16 protein-coding genes and 1 pseudogene are annotated in these 18,165 nt (G+C 70.5%); 6 read left to right on the forward strand and 11 right to left on the reverse strand.

Features of this window, described 5'->3' with window-relative positions; all coding sequences use genetic code 11:
* Positions 1-4: 4 nt before the first annotated feature.
* The gene (locus V2S04_RS12945; RefSeq protein WP_181417725.1) at positions 5-1,453 is read right to left on the reverse strand and encodes an NAD(P)H-quinone dehydrogenase; all 1,449 of its coding nucleotides are present in this window, start codon (positions 1,451-1,453) and stop codon (positions 5-7) included.
* Between the two features lie 48 nt (positions 1,454-1,501).
* Here V2S04_RS12945 and V2S04_RS12950 point away from each other — a divergent pair, with 48 nt between their 5' ends.
* The 3 genes and pseudogenes from V2S04_RS12950 to V2S04_RS12960 all read left to right on the forward strand — a co-directional run bounded on the left by V2S04_RS12950 (position 1,502) and on the right by V2S04_RS12960 (position 4,768).
* On the forward strand, positions 1,502-2,335 hold the full coding sequence (locus V2S04_RS12950) for a purine-nucleoside phosphorylase (RefSeq protein WP_413638852.1): 834 nt from the start codon (positions 1,502-1,504) through the stop codon (positions 2,333-2,335).
* Positions 2,332-3,996: a phospho-sugar mutase gene (locus V2S04_RS12955; protein ID WP_413638853.1), complete on the forward strand. Its 1,665-nt coding sequence runs from the start codon at positions 2,332-2,334 to the stop codon at positions 3,994-3,996. Before V2S04_RS12950 ends, V2S04_RS12955 begins: the two co-directional genes overlap by 4 nt.
* 26 nt (positions 3,997-4,022) lie before the next feature.
* Positions 4,023-4,768, forward strand: a pseudogene (locus V2S04_RS12960) (alpha/beta hydrolase).
* On the opposite strand, the gene V2S04_RS12965 reads toward V2S04_RS12960, so the two are convergent.
* On the reverse strand, positions 4,728-5,414 hold the full coding sequence (locus V2S04_RS12965; RefSeq protein ID WP_413638855.1) for a helix-turn-helix domain-containing protein: 687 nt from the start codon (positions 5,412-5,414) through the stop codon (positions 4,728-4,730). The pseudogene V2S04_RS12960 and the gene V2S04_RS12965 sit on opposite strands and share 41 nt — an antisense overlap.
* Positions 5,415-5,532: 118 nt before the next feature.
* Between V2S04_RS12965 and V2S04_RS12970 the strand changes: the two genes are divergently transcribed.
* The 3 genes from V2S04_RS12970 to V2S04_RS12980 all read left to right on the forward strand — a co-directional run bounded on the left by V2S04_RS12970 (position 5,533) and on the right by V2S04_RS12980 (position 7,882).
* Positions 5,533-6,747 (forward strand): globin domain-containing protein, encoded by a 1,215-nt coding sequence (locus tag V2S04_RS12970; RefSeq protein ID WP_413638857.1) that lies wholly within the window; start codon positions 5,533-5,535, stop codon positions 6,745-6,747.
* A gap of 149 nt (positions 6,748-6,896) precedes the next feature.
* Positions 6,897-7,049 (forward strand): hypothetical protein, encoded by a 153-nt coding sequence (locus V2S04_RS12975; protein ID WP_413638858.1) that lies wholly within the window; start codon positions 6,897-6,899, stop codon positions 7,047-7,049.
* Positions 7,050-7,135: 86 nt separating this feature from the next.
* On the forward strand, positions 7,136-7,882 hold the full coding sequence (locus V2S04_RS12980; protein WP_413638859.1) for an alpha/beta hydrolase: 747 nt from the start codon (positions 7,136-7,138) through the stop codon (positions 7,880-7,882).
* 2 nt (positions 7,883-7,884) lie between these two features.
* Here V2S04_RS12980 and V2S04_RS12985 read toward each other — a convergent pair whose 3' ends face one another.
* The 9 genes from V2S04_RS12985 to V2S04_RS13025 all read right to left on the reverse strand — a co-directional run bounded on the left by V2S04_RS12985 (position 7,885) and on the right by V2S04_RS13025 (position 18,161).
* Positions 7,885-8,730, reverse strand: a complete 846-nt coding sequence (locus V2S04_RS12985) for a carbohydrate kinase family protein (RefSeq protein ID WP_413638860.1) — start codon at positions 8,728-8,730, stop codon at positions 7,885-7,887.
* Between the two features lie 7 nt (positions 8,731-8,737).
* Positions 8,738-9,823, reverse strand: a complete 1,086-nt coding sequence (locus tag V2S04_RS12990; RefSeq protein ID WP_413638862.1) for an adenosine deaminase — start codon at positions 9,821-9,823, stop codon at positions 8,738-8,740.
* 17 nt (positions 9,824-9,840) lie between these two features.
* Complete coding sequence (locus tag V2S04_RS12995; RefSeq protein WP_413638863.1) at positions 9,841-11,151, reverse strand: thymidine phosphorylase; 1,311 nt, start codon at positions 11,149-11,151, stop codon at positions 9,841-9,843.
* Positions 11,148-11,546 carry a cytidine deaminase gene (locus V2S04_RS13000; protein ID WP_340088564.1) on the reverse strand — a complete coding sequence of 133 codons (399 nt, stop codon included), beginning with the start codon at positions 11,544-11,546 and terminating at the stop codon, positions 11,148-11,150. Before V2S04_RS13000 ends, V2S04_RS12995 begins: the two co-directional genes overlap by 4 nt.
* An 8-nt stretch (positions 11,547-11,554) precedes the next feature.
* A complete protein-coding gene (locus V2S04_RS13005; RefSeq protein WP_413638865.1) occupies positions 11,555-12,847 on the reverse strand; it encodes an ABC transporter permease in 1,293 nt (430 codons plus the stop codon).
* Positions 12,844-14,142 (reverse strand): ABC transporter permease, encoded by a 1,299-nt coding sequence (locus V2S04_RS13010; RefSeq protein WP_413638866.1) that lies wholly within the window; start codon positions 14,140-14,142, stop codon positions 12,844-12,846. The genes V2S04_RS13005 and V2S04_RS13010 overlap by 4 nt, the downstream gene beginning before the upstream one ends.
* On the reverse strand, positions 14,139-15,692 hold the full coding sequence (locus V2S04_RS13015; RefSeq protein ID WP_413638867.1) for an ABC transporter ATP-binding protein: 1,554 nt from the start codon (positions 15,690-15,692) through the stop codon (positions 14,139-14,141). Before V2S04_RS13015 ends, V2S04_RS13010 begins: the two co-directional genes overlap by 4 nt.
* A gap of 104 nt (positions 15,693-15,796) precedes the next feature.
* The gene (locus tag V2S04_RS13020) at positions 15,797-16,897 is read right to left on the reverse strand and encodes a BMP family lipoprotein (RefSeq protein WP_413638868.1); all 1,101 of its coding nucleotides are present in this window, start codon (positions 16,895-16,897) and stop codon (positions 15,797-15,799) included.
* Between the two features lie 151 nt (positions 16,898-17,048).
* Positions 17,049-18,161 (reverse strand): mannose-1-phosphate guanylyltransferase, encoded by a 1,113-nt coding sequence (locus tag V2S04_RS13025; protein ID WP_413638869.1) that lies wholly within the window; start codon positions 18,159-18,161, stop codon positions 17,049-17,051.
* Positions 18,162-18,165 lie beyond the last annotated feature (4 nt).

Consider the following 18,165-nt stretch of genomic DNA (forward strand, 5'->3'; position numbering starts at 1 on the left):
CGGGTCAGATCCCGCTGATCCCGTGCATCGCGCGCGTCGCGTCGGTGATGCTCGTGGTGAGCGACGGGTAGGCGGCGAAGACACGGGCGACCTGATCGACCGTGAGACGACGCTCGATCGCGATCGCGATCGGATAGATCAGCTCGGATGCCCGGGGGGCGACGATCACGCCGCCCACCACCGTGCCCGAGCCGCGCAGCGCGATGATCTTCACGAAGCCGTCCTTGATGCCCAGCATCTTCGCGCGCGGGTTGGCCGCGAGCGGCAGCTTGTGCGCCACGCCGTCCGCCACGCCGTTCTCGATGTCGTGCTCGGAGTAGCCGACCGTGGCGATCTCGGGAGCGGTGAAGATGTTGGCGGTGATCTTGCGCTGCTCGAGCGGGATGACGATGTCACCCAGAGCGTGGAACACGGCGGTGCGGCCCTGCATCGAGGCCACCGACGCCAGCGGGAAGAAGTTGGTGCAGTCCCCGACCGCGTACACGTTCGGCACAGAGGTGCGTGCCACGCGATTCACGCTGACGTGACCCGATGCGGTGAGTTCGACGCCCGCCTCCTCCAGACCGATCCCCGCGGTGTTCGGAATCGACCCGACCGCCATCAGACAGTGGCTGCCCTCGACCGTGCGACCGTCGGAGAGGGTGACCAGCACGCCGTCCTCCGTGCGCTGCACGCTCTCCGCGCGCGACTTGGAGAGCACCTGCATCCCCCCGCGGGTGAAGACCTTCTCGAGGACCTTCGCGGCGTCCTCGTCCTCACCGGGCAGCACCTGGTCGCGGCTGGAGATCAGCGTGACCTTCGCCCCGAGGTTCATGTACGCCGAGGCGAACTCCGCGCCGGTGACCCCCGAGCCGACGACGATCAGGTGCTCGGGCAGCGACTTCATGTCGTACAGCTGCGTCCAGGTGAGGATGCGCTCGCCGTCGGGCAGGGCGGACGGCAGCTCACGGGGTGAGGCGCCGACCGAGACGACCACCGTGTCGGCCTCGACGCGGTCGAAGTCCGTGCCGCCGGGGCCCGTGGCGACGACGATCGCGTTGGGGCCCTCGAGACGGCCGTGCCCCGACAGGATGCGCACGCCGGCCTCGAGCAGCGTCGCTCGCATGTCCTCGGACTGCTGACCGGCGAGCGCGAGCAGCCGCTTGTTGACCGCGGCCAGATTGATGGCGATCTCGGGCTTGAGCGGCCTGTCGTTCGCACCGCGCGCGTAGAACTGCACGCCCAGATCGGTCGCTCCGGCGATGGCGACGGCCGCGTCCGCGGTCGCGATGAGGCTCTTCGACGGCACCACGTCGGTGAGCACGGCCGAGCCGCCCACCCCGACGCGCTCGACGAGCGTCACATCCGCTCCCAGCTGGGCGGCTGCGAGCGCCGCTTCGTATCCACCGGGACCGCCGCCGAGGACGGCGACGCTCTGCCTGTTCGCGAAGGAGGTCTGAGACATGAACTCCATTCTTCCGCAATCCTGGCACCGGCCCTGACACCTTCCTAGAGTGGAGTCATGCGTGACACCACCCTGAACCCGCTCGACGACCCGACGGCGGATCCGTTCGCCGTCGCCGCCGACGCGGCCGCCGACATCACCCGCCTGACCGGGGTCGACCACCACGACATCGCCCTGACCCTCGGCTCCGGCTGGGGCAAGGCCGCCGAGCTCATCGGCGAGACCGTCGCCACCGTCCCCGCCACCGAGGTCACCGGCTTCTCGAAGCCCGCCCTCGAAGGCCACGTCGGCACGCTGCGCAGCATCCGCACCAGCGGTGGCAAGAACGTGCTCGTCATCGGCGCCCGCACGCACTACTACGAGGCTCACGGCGTGCGCCGCGTCGTGCACTCGGTGCGCACGGCGGCCGCCACGGGCGCGAAGACGATGGTGCTCACCAACGGCGCGGGCGGTATCCGCGAGAGCTGGAAGCCGGGTCAGCCGGTGCTCATCAGCGATCACATCAACCTGACCGCCGACTCCCCCCTTGAGGGGGCGACGTTCGTCGACCTCACCGATCTGTACTCGGCCCGGCTGCGCGACATCGCCCGCACCGTCGACCCGTCCCTCCACGAGGGCGTCTACACCCAGTTCCGCGGCCCGCACTACGAGACTCCGGCCGAGGTGCAGATGGCCAAGCGGCTCGGCGGCGACATCGTCGGCATGTCGACGGCCCTGGAGGCGATCGCCGCTCGCCAGGCGGGTATGGAGATCCTCGGCTTCTCGCTGATCACCAATCTCGCCGCCGGCATCCAGAAGACCCCGCTCAGCCATGAAGAGGTGATCGAGGCCGGTCGCGAGGCCGAACCGGTCATCTCCGCGCTGCTGGCCCGCGTGATCGAGGCGCTGTGAGCGAGCGACTCACCCAGGCCCGCGCCTGGCTGCGACAGGACCCCGACCCCGAGACGCGCGACGAGCTGGCCGGGATCATCACCCGCGCCGCCGGCGGCGACAGCACCGCGATCGCCGACCTCGACGACCGCTTCCGCACCCGTCTCGCCTTCGGCACCGCGGGTCTGCGCGGCGAGCTGGGGGCGGGCAGCAATCGGATGAACCGGGTGCTGGTCACCCAGGCCGCCGCGGGCTTCGCGGGCTACCTGCTGCAGCGCAGCGCGACCCGCCCGACCGTCGTGATCGGGTACGACGGCCGGCGCAACTCGCGCCGGTTCGCGCTCGACTCCGCCGAGATCCTCGCCGGGGCGGGTCTGCGCGCCATCCTCCTGCCGCGCCTGCTGCCCACGCCGGTGCTCGCGTTCGCCGTGCGGCATCTGCAGGCGGATGCCGGGATCATGGTCACCGCCAGCCACAACCCGCCCGACGACAACGGCTACAAGGTGTACCTGGGCGGTGACGACGCCGGGTCGCAGATCGTCGCACCGGCGGATGCCGAGATCGCCGCGCACATCCAGCGCGTCGCCGACGCCGGTGATGTCAGGCTGCTGCCGCGATCGGATGCCTACGAGCTGGCCGGGGAGGATGTCGTCGACGCGTACGTGGCGGCGACCGCCGCCGTGGCACCGGCGCCCTTCGGCGTGCAGGAGATGCGCTGGGTGTACACAGCGATGCACGGCGTGGGCTGGGAGACGTTCTCGCGGGTGGTGAAGTCGGCCGGCTACCCCGCGCCCCGCACCGTCGACGCGCAGCGCGACCCGGACCCGACATTCCGCACCGTCGCGTTCCCGAACCCCGAGGAGCCCGGGGCGATGGATCTCGCCATCGCGCGGGCACGCGAGGCGGATGCCGAGTTCATCATCGCGAACGACCCCGACGCGGATCGTCTCGCCGTCGCGATCCCGGATGCCGCAGTCGACGGCGGCTGGCGCCGCCTCACCGGCAACGAGGTCGGGCTGCTGCTCGGCTGGCGCGCGGCCCGCGCGGCGCAGGGCGCTCCCGGGGCATCCCTCGCCTGCTCGCTGGTCTCCTCCCCCGGGCTCGGCGCCGTCGCCGAGCGCTACGGTCTGGACTTCCACGAGACGCTCACCGGATTCAAGTGGATCTCCCGTGCGCCCGGCATGGTGTTCGGCTTCGAGGAGGCGCTCGGCTACCTGGTGAACCCCGAGACGGTGCGCGACAAGGACGGCATCTCCGCCGCCGTCGCGCTGCTGGGTCTGGCCGCCGAGGCGCGGGTGAACGGCAGCGGCATCGCGGGGCTTCTCGCCGAGCTCGGCGCAGAGATCGGCCACTTCGCGAGCGGCCAGGTCTCGGTGCGCGTCGACGACCTGTCGGTGATCTCCGGGACGATGGCCTCGCTGCGGGCCGAGCCTCCGACCGCGTTCGGCTCTCGCGCCGTCGCGTCGGCGGAGGACCTGGCGGCCGGCGATGCGGGCGTGCCGGCCGGGGATGTGCTGCGCTACCGTCTCGACGACGGCTCGCGAGTGATCGTGCGTCCGAGCGGCACCGAGCCGAAGCTCAAGGTGTACATCGACGCGCGCGGTGAGAGCACCGAGGCGGCCGCCGCGGCGGTGACCGAGCTGGAGGCCGCGGTGCGGGCGATGCTCGCCGAGCGCGGCTGAACGCCGCGACGGAAGGGATCGCATCCATGCCACGCACCCGCCGAAAGCGCATCCTCTCCCGGATCCTGTGGTCGCTGGCGGCCCTGGTCGTCCTGGCCGTCGCGGGCATCCTGATCTGGACGCAGGTGGGGCTGATGCCGGCCGAGGCGGCTCCGCTCGCGGCAGCGGAGGCGAATCCCGCCCTGACGATCGAGGACGCTCCGGAGGGGATCGTGCTCTCCCCCGCCGAGGGTGACGCCGACGTCGGTCTGGTGTTCATCCCGGGCGCGAAGGTGCAGCCCGAGGCGTACATCGCGACGCTGCAGGACCTCGCCGTGGAGGACGGCATCACCGTGGTCATCGCCAGGCCGTGGCTGAACCTGGCGTTCTTCGATCCGCGCGGGCTGGACGCGTTCACCTCCGCGGCGCCGGAGGTGGACGCGTGGATCGTGGGCGGTCACTCGCTCGGCGGCGTGCGCGCCTGCCAGCTCGCGCCGGATGCCGATGCGCTGGCGCTGTCGGCTCGTACTGTGCGAACGACCTGTCGCAGTCGCAGCTGCCGGTGCTGAGCATCGCGGGAAGCGCGGACGGCCTGTCGACGCCCGAGAAGATCGCGGACGCCCGGCCACTGCTGCCCGCCGACGCCGAGCTCGTCGAGATCGACGGCGCATCCCACGCGTCGTTCGGCGGCTACGGCACGCAGGCCGGCGACGGCACCCCGACGATCTCGGACGACGCTATGCGTGCCCGGATCACCGATCTCGTCGCCGGGCTGGCGGAGAGGGTGCGCTGACGGGCTCGGATGCCGGGCTGTCGCGGAGCCCGATGCGGCGCAGCTGAAGCGCACAGGAATTCTCGGTGAGGAACGGCTCGAGCCGGTCGACCTCGAGCGGACCGTCGACCTGCGCGAGGGTGTCGCGCACCAGCCGCGCGTGCGTGCCGCAGACCGTCGCCTGATCCTGCGCGATCATCCCGCGATAGCGGCACGGTGCCATCTCGAAACGCAGCGCCCGCTCGTCCAGCTCGGGACTGAGGCCGGCGTCGTCGAGGTGCTCGTACAGCACGTCCAGCTGCGCTTCGGCCTCGACGTCACCGCGCTGCGTCGCGCGCTCCGCCGGCAACGCGGTCACCGACCGCAGCAGCTCGCCGCGTCGTCGGGCGCCGTCGACGCGACGCCGCGCCATCGGGTTGGAGTCCGCCTCCCGAACCGCGTGGTAGGCGATCGGCGGGCGTCCCCTGCCGCCCGGGTGCAGTCGCTCCTCCCGCACGAGGCCCTCCTCGACGAGCACCCGCAGGTGATCGCGCACGGTGTTCAGCGGCATCCCGCAGCGTTCGGCGAGCTCGGCGACGCGCAGGCCGGGGTGGCTCTGCACGGCACGCAGCAGACGAAGCCGGTTCGGCTGCGTCAGACCGCGGTAATCATCGACTCGACGGGGCACGCGTTCAGCCTACGAGCGCGGACTCCGTCGTGGGGCGAATAGAACCGGTGAAAACCCTGCGACTCGGCGACGCCCGCGCGCAGAATCGAGACGACGCCCACCCCACGAAAGGAACGTCATGAAGCTCTCGCCCGAGTCCGAAGCCGTCGTCGCGGCCACGGCAGCCGTCGTCGCCGCGCACGCCGAGCAGATCACGAAGGTGTTCTATCCCGCGATGTTCGCCGCGCATCCCGAGCTGCTGCGCGTGTTCAACCGCGCGAACCAGGCGATCGGCGAGCAGCCCAAGGCCCTCGCCGCCTCGGTGGTCGCCTTCGCGGTGCAGCTCATCGACCCGGATGCTCCCGACTTCACGCCGGTGATGCGCCGGATCGCCCACAAGCACGTGTCGTTGGGCATCAAGGCCCGCGAGTACACCATCGTCGGCCGTCACCTGCTCGACGCCGTCGGCACGGTGCTGGGCGACGCGGTCACCCCCGAGGTGAAGGCGGCGTGGGACGAGGTGTACTGGCTCTTCGCCACCGCGCTCATCGCCGAGGAGGCGCGGCTGTACGCCCTCGCCGCCACCGACCCGGAGAACCCGTGGCGCGGTTACCGGGTGGTCGAGCGCTTCGAGGAGTCGGACGACATCTTCTCGCTGCTGCTCGCCCCCGTCGACGGTCTCATCCCCTCGCACCGCACCGGTCAGTACGTCGCCATCGCAGTCGACCTGCCCGACGGGAGCCGTCAGCCACGGCAGTACACGATCTCGTCGGGTCCGCGCGGCGACTCCATCCGGGTGACAATCAAGCGGGTGCACGGCGTCGGCGAGGCTCCCGACGGGCAGGTCTCGTCGTGGCTGTGGGAGCACGCCCAGCCGGGCACCGTGCTCGACGTCTCGCAGCCGGCTGGGGACGTCGTGCTCGATGAGGAGGAGCACCCGCTCGTGCTCGTCTCAGCCGGGATCGGCATCACGCCGGTCGCCGCGATCATGGAGGACCTCTCGCGTCGTCAGCCGGCGCGCACCGTGCGGCTGTTCCACGCCGACCGCGCGCACGACACGCACGCGCTGTACTCGTCGCTGCGCCGCCAGGTGCTCGCCATGACCGACGCCAGGGCGCAGAACTGGTACGAGCGGGATGCCGGCGACGCGCCGACCCTGCACCCGGCGCGCGAGGGGTTCATGGACCTCGCCGAGGTCGAGCTGCCCGAGCAGGCATCGGTCTTCATGTGCGGTCCGCTGCCGTTCATGCAGGCCATGCGCCGCACGCTCATCGGCCGGGGAGTGCCCGCCGAGCGCATCCACTACGAGGTGTTCGGCCCCGACCTGTGGGCGCGGAATCCCGAAGCGGCCTGAGCACGATCAGGCGTGGAGCCGGTCGCCGAGGCCGGCGGCCCGCTCGCCGGGGGCTTCAGCGCTCGAAGCCCTCGGCGACCATCTCGACGAGCTCCTCGCGCTCCTCGACCGGCAGGAACGCGGCGGACGCGGCGTTGAACTGGAACGCGATGCTGGGCGCATGCACGGCCGGTGGCATCCTGCTCGGCGGTCTGGTCGCACGTCGGGTGCCGCTCGCGCTCGCACGCCGGGTCATGCTGCTGTGCGCGTGGGCAGGCACGCTCGTCATGCTCGGGCGTGCGACCGCGTCCCTTCTCGCCTGACTCCGCTCATCGAAGCGCCGCTGAGTCATCAGAGCGCCTCTGCGGCGGCACCCTGCCACGTCGTCGCACGACGATAGTCTCTATCCATGGCCCGCACGCGCTCGAAGCGCATCCTCCTCCGCGTCCTGTGGTCTCTGGGGGCCATCGTGGTGCTTCTCGTCATCGGCACCATCGTGTGGAGCCAGGTCGGCGTCATGGGCGCCGAGCCGGGCCCGCTCGCAGAAGCGGAGAAGAACCCCGCTTTGACGATCGAGCAGACACCGGACGGCGTCGTGCTCTCCCCCGCCGATGGCGACTCGGAGGTCGGCCTGGTGTTCGTCCCCGGCGCGAAGGTGCAGCCCGAGGGCTACATATCGACGCTTCAGGATCTCGCCGCAGACGATGGCATCACCGTGGTCATCACGCGGCCGTGGCTGAACCTCGCCTTCTTCGATCCGCGAGGACTGGACGCCTTCACGTCGGCCGCACCCGGGATCGGCACCTGGATCGTGGGCGGGCATTCGCTGGGCGGAGTGCGTGCCTGCCAGCTGGCCGCGGATGCCGATGCGCTGGCCCTCTTCGCCTCGTACTGCGCGGACGACCTGTCGCAGTCGGCGCTGCCCGTGCTGAGCCTGTCAGGCAGCGAGGACGGCTTGTCGACGCCGCAGAAGATCGCGGATGCAAGGCACCTGCTGCCGGGGAGCGCCGAGCTCATCGAGATCGACGGCGCGTCGCACGCGTCATTCGGCGCGTACGGCCCGCAGGCCGGCGACGGCACTCCCACGATCCCGGACGACGATGTGCGCGCGCAGATCACCGAGTCGGTCGGCGCCCTCGCCGCCGGACTCGACTGACCTCAGGCGTCGAGCAGCGGATGCAGATGCCGGGAGGTCAGTACGACCGATGCTGAGCGGGCACCCGCCGACAGCGCCTGCGGAACCGTCGCACCCGACAGGCGCGCGTCGAGCACACCCGCCAGAAAGGCATCGCCCGCGCCGTTCGTGTCGACGACATCGACCGGCACCGCGCTGACGCGATGCTCGTCGCCGTCGGAGTCGATGGCCACCGCCCCGTCGGCGCCGAGTGTGCACACCGCCAGCGATGCGCCCGCCGCCACCCGCGAACGCAGGAAGGCGACCGGGTCATCGAGCCGATCGGCATTGCAGAACACCGCGTCGGCGACCGCGAGGAACGGTCTGTGGAACTCCTCCTCGCCGTCGTAGTCGTGCACGTCGATCCAGACGGGACGGCCCGTGCGCTGCGCGAGCGGCAGCAGCCTCAGCGGCTCGGCGGCGAGATCCAGCACGAGCGCGTCAGCGGCCCGCATGGCCGCCTCGATCGTCGCGTCGTCCGCACCGTCGGTCGGGGGCGGCGACGCGAGGTACAGCGACACCCGCTCGCCGCCTCGCGTCATCAGATTGAGGTGCCGCTCGGTGGCCTCTCCGTCAGCCCAGAGGGTGGGGACCCCGGCATCCGCCAGCGCGGAGCGCACCCGCATACCGGGAGCGTCCTCGGCGCTCATCGCGTACAGCAGGACCGAACGCCCCAGGGCGGTGAGGCTCAGCGCCTTTCCCGCGCTCGTGCCGCCGACGGTCTCCCACGAGTCCTCGGCGAACTGCATGTGCGGCACCGGCTCGGGCAGCCTGTCGAGCACGACGAGCGTGTTCCACGATGCGGGGCCCGCGATGAAGACCGAGCTCATCGGCAGCTCAGCGCTCGAAGCCCTCGGCGATCATCTCGACCAGCTCCTCGCGCTCCTCGACCGGCAGGAACGCCGCGGACGCGGCGTTGAACTGGAACGCCTCGAGGTCGTCGAGGTCGTACTCGAAGGCGTCGACGAGCAGCGAGAGCTCACGCGTGAGCGAGGTGCCGCTCATGGTGCGGTTGTCGACGTTCACCGTGACCGAGAAGCCCAGCTGGTACAGCAGATCGAACGGGTGGTCGGCGAGCTCCTCGCCCCACTGCGCGATCGCGCCGGTCTGCAGGTTCGACGACGGCGAGAGCTCGAGCGGGATCTCCCGGTCGCGCACCCAGCGCGCCAGGTCGCCGAACTGCACCTGCACCTCGTCGCCCTCGCGCTCGATCACCTGCAGGTCCTCGGCGATGCGCACACCGTGGCCCAGACGCAGCGCCCGCCCGTCGAGCAGGGCCGACCGAATGGATGCCGGCCCCGCGGCCTCCCCGGCGTGGACGGTGACCGGCAGGAACTCCCCGGCCAGGTAGTCGAACACGGCGCGGTGCTGCGAGGCGGGGAAGCCGTCCTCCGGCCCGGCGATGTCGAAGCCCACGACGCCGTCCTCGCGGTGGCGCACCGCGAGCTCCGCGATGTCGCGCACGCGGTCGTTCTGGCGCATGGCCGAGAGGATCTGGCCGACCCGGATGCTGCGGCCAGCGGCGTCCGCCTCGTCCTCGCCCTCCTCGATGCCGCGCTGCACGGCGCGCACCGCGTCGTCGAGACTGAGGCCGCCCGCGAGGTGCTGCTCCGGGGCCCACCGCATCTCGCCGTAGATCACGCCGTCGGCGGCGAGGTCGGCGACGAACTCGCGCGCGACCCGGGTCAGGGCCGCCTCGGACTGCATCACCGAGGTGACCAGTTCGAAGGTCTTCAGGTACTCGACCAGGGAGCCGGCGTCGCTCTGCTTCGCGAACCAGCGGCTCAGCGCTTTGGCATCCTGCGCCGGGGCCTGGACTCCCGCCGCGTCGGCGAGCTCGAGGATCGTCGCGGGGCGCACGCCGCCGTCGAGGTGGTCATGCAGCGAGATCTTGGGCAGAGCGCGCAGTTCGTCGATCTTCATGGGTGATCCTCCGGGATTCAGGCGGTGATGCGCTCGCGCACGATGGGCTGCGCCGCCGGCGCGGCCGAGACGTCGCCGATCTCGTACGCGTCCTCGAGCGCCTCCAGCGCGCGGGCGAAGCGGCCTTCGTCGTCGGCCGACAGCGTGAACAGCGGCTGGCCCGCGCTGACCGTCTCACCGGGCTTGACGGCGAGGTCGATGCCGGCGGCGAACACCACCGGGTCCTCGGCGCGCGCGCGACCGGCGCCGAGACGCCAGGCCGCGATGCCGAACGGCAGCGCGTCCATGCGGGTGACGACGCCGTCGCGATCGGCGGTGACGACGTGCGTCTCGCGGGCGGTCGGCAGCGGGGCATCCGGATCGCCGTCCTGCGCGCGGATCATCGCCTTCCAGCTGTCCATGGCGCGACCGTCGTCGAGGGCGGCTGCGACATCGGCATCCGGCTGACCGGCGAGCGACAGCATCTCGCGTGCGAGCGCGAGGGTCAGCTCGCGCACATCGGCGGGACCGCCGCCGGCGAGGATCTCCACCGACTCGCGCACCTCGTTGGCGTTGCCGATGGCGAGCCCGAGCGGAACATTCATGTCGGTCAGCAGCGCCGTGGTCGCGACTCCGGAGTCGGTGCCCAGCTCGACCATCGTGCGTGCCAGCTCCCGGGCGCGATCGATGTCCTGCATGAAGGCGCCGTTGCCGAACTTCACGTCGAGCACCAGCGCGTCGGTGCCCTCGGCGATCTTCTTCGACATGATGCTCGAGGCGATCAGCGGGATCGCCTCGACCGTGCCCGTCACATCGCGCAGGGCGTAGAGCTTCTTGTCGGCCGGGGCGAGTCCCGAGCCTGCCGCGCAGATCACCGCGCCGACATCGCTCTGCATCTGCGCGAACATCTCGTCGTTGCTCAGCGCCGCACGCCAGCCCGGGATCGACTCGAGCTTGTCGAGCGTGCCGCCCGTGTGCCCGAGGCCCCGACCGCTGAGCTGCGGCACGGCGACGCCGAACACGGCCACCAGCGGCGCCAGCGGCAGGGTGATCTTGTCTCCCACACCGCCGGTGGAGTGCTTGTCGACCGTCTTCTTCCCCAGTGCGGCGAAGCTCATCCGCTCGCCCGACGCGATCATCGCGTCGGTGAGCACGCGGATCTCGTCGCGCTGCATGCCGCGCTGGAAGATCGCCATCGCGAACGAGGCCATCTGCGCGTCGGAGACGTAGCCGCGGGTGTACGCGTCGACCATCCAGCGCAGCGCCTTCTCGGGCACCGCTCCCCCGTCGCGCTTGGCGCGGATGACGTCGATCGCGTCGAAGGGCTCGACTCCGGTCCCTGTGGTCATCGGACGTCCTCCAGGTCGCGCGGTCCGAACGCGTCGGGCAGCACCTCGTCGATGGTGCGGATGCCCGAGACGGTCTCGAGCAGCATCTCCGGGCTGGAGTGCTCGAAGAGCAGCTGACGGCACCGGCCGCACGGCATGATCGTCTGGCCGTCGTTGTTCACGCAGACGAAGGCGACCAGGCGCCCGCCACCGGACATGTGCAGGTCGCCGACCAGGGCGCACTCCGCGCACAGGCCGACGCCGTACGAGGCGTTCTCGACGTTGCATCCCGAGACCAGTCGGCCGTCGTCGACGAGGGCGGCCGCCCCCACCTTGTACCGCGAGTAGGGCGCGTAGGCCTTCTGCATCGCCTCGGTGGCGACCTGTCTGAGCTCGTCCCAATCGATGTCGGTCACGTGTTCTCCTAAGACTTGATGTACGGCTCGCCGTCGGCTGCCGGCGGGCGGGAGCGCCCGACGAGGCCGGCCACGGCGAAGATCGTCACGACGTACGGCAGCATGAGCATGAACTGGCTGGGCACCGGCGAGCCGATGACGCTGAGCACGCCCTGCAGGTTGGTGGCGAAGCCGAACAGCAGCGCGGCGAGCGTCGCGCGGATCGGGTCCCACTTTCCGAAGATCACCGCGGCGAGGGCGATGAAGCCCGCGCCCGCCGTCATCTCCTGGTTGAACCGCGGCACCGAGACGAGCGTGTAGAACGCGCCTCCCAGACCCGCCACGGCGCCGCCGAGCAGCACCGCGCGGTAGCGGGTCGCGGCGACCTTGATCCCGACCGTGTCGGCCGCCTGCGGGTGCTCGCCCACGGCGCGCAGCCGCAGACCCCAGCGGGTGCGGTACAGGCCGAACCAGACCAGCGCGACGACCGCGTACATCAGGTAGACGATGAACGACTGCTGGAAGAGGATCGGGCCGATCAGCGGGATCTCGCTGAGCAGCGGGATCGGCACGACCGCGAAGGTCTCCGGGCTGTTCAGCGCCTCGGTGTTCGGCGCCAGCACCTGGCGGAACAGGAACGTCGTGAGGCCGATCACCAGCACGTTCAGCACCACGCCGACGATCACCTGGTCGACGTAGTAGGTGATCGTGAAGACGCCGAGCACGAGGGCGACGAGCACGCCGGCGAGCATCGCCGCCACGAGCCCCGCCCACGGCGTGCCCGCGAGGGAGCCGGCGATGGCGGCGGTGAAGGCGCCTGCCAGCATCTGCGCCTCGATGGCGATGTTGACCACGCCGGCCCGCTCGCCGATGACGCCGCCGAGGGCGCCGAAGATGAGCGGGGTGGCGAGCGCGAGCGCGCCGGCCAGCAGCCCGATCATCGGCAGGGTCGCGCCGGCACCCGCCCATGCGAGGAAGCCGATCAGCAGCACGGCGACGTACACGACGATCAGCCAGAGCGGCAGGCGGCGGTGCGCCCTGACGGTCAGGGCCGCGTAGCCGGTGCACAGCGCGAGCAGCACCACCGCGATCCATGCGGTGGGCGTCGCGGGAAGCAGCACATCGGGCACCGCGATCGCGGCGTTCTGCTCGGCGAGGCGGAACGTGGTCATGCCGGGGCGCGGCACCAGCAGCGGCAGCAGGGCGAAGAGCACGGTGAAGATGCCGAAGATGATCGGCGCCTTCCACGACACGACGGCGACGACGCGCGGCTGGTCGATGTCGCTCTGCGGCGCATCGTTCACAGGGGTGGTGAGGCTCATGCCGACACCTTCTTTCCCTCGGTCTGGCTGCGGCGGGCCTTCGCGACCCGCTTGGCCTTGCGGCTGGGACGGCCGGGCTGCGGCAGCCCGAAGATCGCGCGCACCAGCGGAGGCGCGGCGATGAAGAGCACGATCAGCGACTGGACGACGAGGATGATCTCGACCGGGATGCCCTGCGAGGACTGCATCGTGAATCCGCCGGTCTTGAACGCGCCGAACAGCAGACCGGCGAACAGGATCCCGATCGGCGAGGAGCGCCCGAGCAGCGCGACCGTGATGGCGTCGAACCCGATGCCGGCGTCGATGCCGCCGCTGAAGCCGCGCACCTCGGTGCCGAGCACCTGGCTGACACCGGCGATGCCGACCAGCGCGCCGGCGATGAGCATGACGACGAAGTACATGCGTCCGACGTCGATGCCCGCGACCCGCGCCGCGGAGGGGTTCTCCCCCACCGCCCGGAAGCGGAAGCCGAGCGACGAGCGCTCGAGCAGCCACCAGGTGAACGCGACCGCGACGATGGCGAGCAGGAAGCCCGCGTGCAGCTTGTAGGACGGGCCGAGCAGCTGCGGCAGCACCGCGGTCTCGGCCATCGGCGCGGTCTTCGGGTTGCTCGAGCCGGGCGCCTGCAGCAGGCCCTGGGTCGCGAGCATCCAGGCCAGCAAATAGAACGCGATGTGGTTGAGCATGATCGTGGTGATCACCTCGTGCGCGCCGGTGCGCGCCTTGAGGTAGCCCGCGATGCCGGCCCACGCAGCGGCGGCGATCAGACCGGCGACGACGGCGACCAGGAGGTGCACCCCCATCGGCAGGTCCATCGAGGTGGCCACGTAGCCGGCCGCGGCGGCGGCGAGCAGCATCTGCCCCTGGCCGCCGATGTTGAACAGACCGGCGCGGAACGCCAGGCCCACGCCGAGGCCGGCGGCGATCAGCGGGGTGGCGAACTTCAGCGTCTCGGTGAGCGGGCGGATGCCCCGCTCGAACGTGTCGGCGTTGAAGTTGTAGATCGCGCCGCGGAACAGGGCGGCGTACGCGCCGGTCACAGCCTCCCAGATCGCGGCGAAGGTGTCTCCCGGCTGCGCGAAGAAGTATCCGGACGCGGCCTGCACCTCCTCGTTCGTCGCGGCGATCATGATCGAGCCCACGAGCACCGCGAGCAGGACGGCCAGCAGCGAGATGATGCCGTTGCCGGTGACGATCGCCTGCATGGTCGTCTGCCAGCGCGACGGTGCGATCGGCGTCTCGGGCTCGGCCAGCGGGGCCGGCGGCTGCGGAGCCGGCGTCTGGGTGGCGCTCACTTCGTCTCTCCGTTCGTGACGGCGATCGGCCTCGCCGTGGTCGTGGCGGCCGTCTCGGACATGCCGGCCATCATCAGGCCGAGCTTCTCCCGTGAGGTGTCGCCGGGCACGATGCCCATGATCCGTCCGCGGTACATCACCAGGATGCGGTCGGCGAGCGCCGCCACCTCGTCGAGCTCGGTGGAGATGACGATCACCGGTACGCCCGCGTCGCGCGTCTGGATCACGCGCTTGTGGATGAACTCGATGGATCCGACGTCGACACCGCGGGTGGGCTGCGCCGCGACGAAGAGCGACAGGTCGCGGCTGAGCTCGCGGGCGAGGACGACCTTCTGCTGGTTTCCGCCGGACAGCCGGCCGGCGGCCTGCTCCGGGCCCTGGGTGCGGATGTCGAACTCGGCGATGCGATCGTGGGCGAAGTCGTGCAGGTCCGAGCGCTGCACGGTGCCGGCCTTGACGAACGGCGCGCCGTGCGAGCGGTCGAGCATGAGGTTCTCGGCGATCGAGAACTCCTTCACCAGTCCGTCGACGCTGCGGTCCTCGGGGACGAAGCCGACTCCGGCATCCAGGATCTGGCGCACCGTGCGGCCGACCAGCTCCTGCCCGTCGAGGCAGATGCTGCCGCGCACGTTCTCCTGCAGACCCAGGATCGCCTCGGTGAGCTCGGTCTGGCCGTTGCCCTGCACGCCCGCGATCGCGAGCACCTCGCCGCCGCGCACCTCGAACGAGGCGCCGTCGACGACGACGGTGCCGGCTGGGTCGGTGACGGTGAGGTCGGTGACGACCAGGCCGTTCTCACGCACGGCCGGAGCGCCCTTGTGCACGGTGAGCTCGACGGCGCGGCCGACCATGAGCGAGGCCAGCTCCTCGTTGGACGCGGTCGGCGAGGCCTCGCCGACCACCTTGCCGAGGCGGATGACGGTGATGCGGTCGGCGACCTCGCGCACCTCGCGCAGCTTGTGCGTGATGAACACGATCGAGGTGCCCTGCGCCTTGAGCTGGCGCATCGTCGCCATCAGCTCGTCGGTCTCCTGCGGGGTGAGCACCGCGGTGGGCTCGTCGAAGACCAGCACGCGCGCCTCGCGCGAGAGCGCCTTGATGATCTCGACGCGCTGCTGCACGCCGACCGGCAGATCCTCGACGAGAGCGTCGGGATCGACGTCGAACCCGAAGCGGTCGGAGATCTCGCGAACCCGTGCGCGCGCCGCGTTCAGGTCGAGACGGCCGCCGAAGGTGGTCTGCTCGTGGCCGAGCATGACGTTCTCGGCGACGGTGAAGACGGGGATGAGCATGAAGTGCTGGTGCACCATGCCGATGCCGGCCGCCATGGCGTCGCCGGGGCCCGCGAAGTTCTGGACGACGTCGTCGAGCAGGATGTCGCCCTCGTCGGCCTGGTAGAGGCCGTAGAGCACGTTCATCAGCGTCGACTTGCCGGCGCCGTTCTCACCGAGAAGACAGTGGATCTCACCCGCCTCGACGGTGAGATCGATGTGGTCGTTGGCCGTCAGCGCGCCGAACCTCTTCGTGATGCCGCGCAGTTCAAGCTTCATGTTCTGATCCTATTCAGGCTGGATCGAGTGGCCGGCTTGCACCGACCCCCGTTCAGGCAGAAACGGGGAGGCCGGCACTCGCCGACCTCCCCGATCCATGACGGTCACTTGCTCAGGTACGAGGTGACCTCGACCTTCCCGTCGATGATGTCCTGCTGGAGCTGCTTGACCTCGTCCTGCAGACCCGAGTCGACCTTGTCGGCGAAGTTGTGCAGATCCGCGATGCCGACGCCCTCGTTCTCGAGCGTGCCGATGTACGCCTCCGCGTCGAACTCGCCTTCGCCGCTGGAGAGCACGGCCTGGTAGGTCGACAGGTCCATGGCCTTGAGCACCGAGGTGAGCACGACGTCCTTGGTGCTCGGGTCGGTGACGAACAGGTCGGCGTCAGCGCCGATCAGGGCGATGTCCTTGCCGGACTCCTTGATCGCCTGCTGTGCGGACTGGTAGATCGGGCCGCCGACGGGGAGGATCACGTCGACACCCTGGTTGAGGATGTTGACCGCGACCTGCTTGGCGTCGGGGTTGGCCTCGAAGCCGCCCGTGAACGAGCCGGTCTTGCCGTCCCAGCCGACGACCTTGACGTCCTTGCTCTTGACCTCGTTGTAGTGGTCGACGCCCTGCTTGAAGCCGTCCATGAAGATGGTCACCGTCGGGAACTCCATGCCGCCGAAGGTGCCGACCTTGCCGGTCTTCGAGTAGCCGGCCGACAGGTAGCCGGCGAGGAACGCGGCCTCAGCCGTGTTGTACAGCAGCGGCTTGACGTTCTCCGCGTCCTTCTCGCCGTCGAAGTCGTTGTCGGCCGCGTCGTCGACGAGGATGAAGTCGATGTCGGGGTTCGCCGTAGCGGCCTCGACCGTGGCCTGCGACAGCGCGAAGCCGACCGCGACGATGGCGTTGCAGCCCTCGTCGACGAGGTTGGTCACGTTGGGGCCGTACTCGGTCTCGGCGTTCGACTGCACGTCCTTGAGCTCGACGCCGAGCTCGTCAGCCGCCTTCTTCGCACCTTCGAAGGAGAGCTGGTTGAAGGACTTGTCGTCGAAGCCGCCCATGTCGGAGACGATGCAGGGCAGGAAGTCGGACGCCGCGGGCTTATCGCCGTCGCCGGCGGGCTTGTCAGCGGGAGCCTGGCCGCAGGCGGCGAGACTCAGGACGACGCCGGCGGCGACCGTGACGCCGAGCAGCTTCTTGGTGATGGAGATGGACACTCATGCCTCCCGGGTGATCTCCGCGGACATCGCGGATCGATCGAGGTTACCCAGTGTTACGCGTTTCCTGCACGCTCGCCTCGGATGTGCTGACGAAAGGTTACAAATCCGCAATCTCACCGCCGGACGGGCGTCGTCCGCACCCCACAGGTCAGAGGACGTCGCCGCGTCCGGTCAGCTTCAGCGACTCGACGACGCCTTTGACCCGCTGAGCGTGCTCGACCGTCGTCACCAGAAGCGCATCGTCGGTGTCGACGACCACGATGTCCTGCACCCCGACCAGGCTGATCACGCGCGAGGTCTGCGACACGAGGATTCCGCTGGCGGCATCCGAGAGCACGCGCGCCCGGGGCCCGAGCACCGCGAGGTCGTTCTTTCGGCCGTTCGTGATGAGCTTGGTGAGGGAGGCGAAGTCGCCCACGTCGTCCCAGTCGAAGTGCCCCGGCACGACGGCCAGCCGACCGCGCTCGGCGGCGGGCTCTGCGACGGCGTAGTCGATGGCGATCTTCTTCAGGGTCGGCCAGATGCGATCCACCGCCGGTCCGCGCCGGTCACGGTCGTCCCATGCCTCGGCGAGCTCGATGAGGCCGGCGTGCAGCTCGGGCTCGTTCTGCTTCAGCTCGTCGAGCAGCACGCTGGCCTTGGCGATGAACATGCCCGCATTCCACAGGTGCGCGCGGTCGGCGACGTACGCCCGCGCCGTCTCGAGATCCGGCTTCTCGACGAAGCGCTCCACGAGCGCGGCCTCGCGGGCCCCCTCGACGACGAGCTCGGGCCCCTTCTTGATGTACCCGAATCCCACGGCCGGTTCGGTCGGGCTGATGCCGATCGTGCAGATGTAGCCCTCCCGGGCGACCTCGACCGCGTCGCGCACGGCGAACTCGAACACCCGCGTGCCTCGGATCACATGGTCGGCGCTGAACGAGCCGATGATCACGTCGGGGTCGCGCCGGTGCAGGATCGCGGCGGCGAGTCCGATCGCCGCCGCCGATTCGCGGGGCTCGGATTCGAGGAAGACGTTCGCGTCCGGGATGCCGGGCAGCTGCGCCTCGACGGCCGCGCGGTGCGCGCGCCCGGTGACCACGGCGATGCGGTCCTCCCCCGCGAGCGGCTCCAGCCGGTCCCAGGTGTCGCGCAGCAGCGAGTGACCGGAACCGGTGAGGTCGTGCAGGAACTTCGGGGCATCCGCCCGCGAGAGCGGCCAGAGCCTGCTGCCGATGCCGCCGGCCGGGATCACCGCGTAGAAGTCGTCGATTCTCGCCATGGCT

The sequence above is a fragment of the Microbacterium sp. OR21 genome, from assembly GCF_047306785.1.
Classification (GTDB): domain Bacteria; phylum Actinomycetota; class Actinomycetes; order Actinomycetales; family Microbacteriaceae; genus Microbacterium; species Microbacterium esteraromaticum_E.

Bases quoted from the DNA above. Each gene is read 5' to 3' on its own strand.
- V2S04_RS13005 (WP_413638865.1), bottom strand. From the start codon at position 12,847: ATGAGCCTCACCACCCCTGTGAACGATGCGCCGCAGAGCGACATCGAC.
- V2S04_RS12950 (WP_413638852.1), top strand. From the start codon at position 1,502: ATGCGTGACACCACCCTGAACCCGCTCGACGACCCGACGGCGGATCCG.
- V2S04_RS12995 (WP_413638863.1), bottom strand. From the start codon at position 11,151: ATGACCACAGGGACCGGAGTCGAGCCCTTCGACGCGATCGACGTCATC.
- V2S04_RS13025 (WP_413638869.1), bottom strand. From the start codon at position 18,161: ATGGCGAGAATCGACGACTTCTACGCGGTGATCCCGGCCGGCGGCATC.
- V2S04_RS13015 (WP_413638867.1), bottom strand. From the start codon at position 15,692: ATGAAGCTTGAACTGCGCGGCATCACGAAGAGGTTCGGCGCGCTGACG.
- V2S04_RS12975 (WP_413638858.1), top strand. From the start codon at position 6,897: ATGCTGGGCGCATGCACGGCCGGTGGCATCCTGCTCGGCGGTCTGGTC.
- V2S04_RS12945 (WP_181417725.1), bottom strand. From the start codon at position 1,453: ATGGAGTTCATGTCTCAGACCTCCTTCGCGAACAGGCAGAGCGTCGCC.
- V2S04_RS12980 (WP_413638859.1), top strand. From the start codon at position 7,136: ATGGCCCGCACGCGCTCGAAGCGCATCCTCCTCCGCGTCCTGTGGTCT.
- V2S04_RS12985 (WP_413638860.1), bottom strand. From the start codon at position 8,730: ATGAGCTCGGTCTTCATCGCGGGCCCCGCATCGTGGAACACGCTCGTC.
- V2S04_RS12990 (WP_413638862.1), bottom strand. From the start codon at position 9,823: ATGAAGATCGACGAACTGCGCGCTCTGCCCAAGATCTCGCTGCATGAC.
- V2S04_RS12970 (WP_413638857.1), top strand. From the start codon at position 5,533: ATGAAGCTCTCGCCCGAGTCCGAAGCCGTCGTCGCGGCCACGGCAGCC.